Source organism: Mycobacterium sp., assembly GCF_049281135.1.
Classification (GTDB): Bacteria; Actinomycetota; Actinomycetes; order Mycobacteriales; family Mycobacteriaceae; genus Mycobacterium.
In genome coordinates this window covers 1-1,692 of record NZ_JBAPRN010000603.1, presented here as the reverse complement: position 1 = coordinate 1,692, position 1,692 = coordinate 1, and the positions used below count along the sequence as shown (strand labels likewise).

Sequence of the window (1,692 nt, the reverse complement as noted above, 5' to 3'; positions counted from 1 at the left end):
GTCGAGGCCGATCGGCTGTACGTCGAGGACGGTCAGCTCTACACCTCGGCCGGGGTGACGGCGGGGATCGATCTGTCGCTGTACCTGCTGGCGCGTGACTACGGTGCCGAGGTGGCGCTGAGCGTGGCCAAGCGGCTGGTGGTGTTTACCCAGCGTTCGGGCGGGCAATCACAGTTCAGTCCGTTCCTCACGCCCCACGCCGAACCGACGTCGGCGGTGGCAATGGTGCAGTTGTACGTGCTGGCCAACCTCACCGGCGACCTGACCATTGCCGACCTGGCGAATGCCGCCAACATGAGCGCACGGAATTTCTCCCGGGTGTTTGCTCGCGAAGCGAAAGTCACCCCGGCGGAATTCGTCGAACGGGCGCGGGTGGATGCGGCGCGGGTGATGCTCGAAAGCACCACGGCGCCGCTCAAGACCGTGGCGTATCAATGCGGGTTTCGCGATGCGCAACATATGCGCAGCGTGTTCAACCGGCGGCTGGGGGTGACGCCGCAGCAGTTCCGGCTGAACTTTGCGGCGATGGTTTGAGCGGAGGTTGGCTTGAGATCGCTGTTCCCTCACCCCAGCCCTCCCGAAACGTCGGACCGCCCGGAGGGAGAGGGGGCCGATAGGGGGATATTGGAGAGAAACGCCGACCTGAGCGAACTTGGCTGAGTCCATAATCGACTCCGATCATTCAGGTCGATGTATGACGCAAGACACCTCGGTCGGCTCCCTCTCCCCCCGGGAGAGGGCTGGGGTGAGGGTGCTTTTACTGCGCCCGTGCAGGCAGCAACTTCAGAGTACTCCGCGTATTCGCCGTCACCTCTTCCTCACTGAAATGCGCCTGCACATACATCCCGTCCACATACGCCTCCGCCTGATCGTCATAGTGGCTGTCGAACGGCACGCCGCTCTGGCCGACCGGGTTGATGGTCAGGCTGTGAGCAGGATCCGCGAAGTCCACCAGCCGCCGAGTCGACGGGCCGTACGTCACCGGCCACGGCGCCGGTCCGATCTTCGCCGAGAGGTTGTTTGGCACTTCATGGGAACCCGGCGCGGCGAACGGGCCGACGTTGAAAATGCGATCCAGCGGCTTCTGCTGACCCAACGGATGACCATGGGTCAGCGTGTGCGCCTTGCCCCATTGCCAGCCGGAGGCATCGTCGCCGAGAGTCTGTTTCAGATGCGCCATGCTCGCCTGCCACGCGGTGCGCACGGTGTCGGCGCGGGTCTCCTTGCCTGGCGTGTTGCGGTTGTCCCACCACGGTGAGTCGGCGTTGGCTGCCAGTCGTGGCAGTGCTGCGTCGAGCACGCGGGTCGACAGCAAGGTCTCGAACATGTCATTGCCCAGCTCATCGCGCATCGCCGCGTCGGCCAGGTCGTAGAGGAACTGGTTGAACACCGTCGCGCTGACCGAATCCAGCGGATAGTCGCCTTGCCACTGCGCCAATTGCTCGACCAGTTTCAGTTGCGCCGGGTCAGTCACCACTTCACGCAATACCGGCAGTAATGGCGCGAGCACGCGCGGGCCGTAACCGGTGGTGGTGCCCAGTTGCAGCTTCTGGTTGGCTTCGTTGTCCCACTTCACGTTCTTGTCGGTGAGTTGGCGGTTGAGTTGCTGGCCACGGTCGGCGAGGTTGTAGTAACCGGGAATCTCCATGCCGGTCGGCGACACGGGCTGGAAGTTGGCCGAGACGATATAGC

General features: G+C 63.8%; 2 protein-coding genes. One reads left to right on the top strand and one right to left on the bottom strand.

Annotated features, from left to right (window positions below):
• Positions 1-534: GlxA family transcriptional regulator (locus WAN02_RS23695; RefSeq protein ID WP_422266968.1), on the top strand; the 534-nt coding region annotated here is incomplete at its 5' end.
• Positions 535-757: 223 nt separating this feature from the next.
• Here WAN02_RS23695 and WAN02_RS23690 read toward each other — a convergent pair.
• Positions 758-1,692 (bottom strand): penicillin acylase family protein (locus WAN02_RS23690; RefSeq protein ID WP_422266966.1); only part of this gene is annotated, 935 nt, incomplete at its 5' end.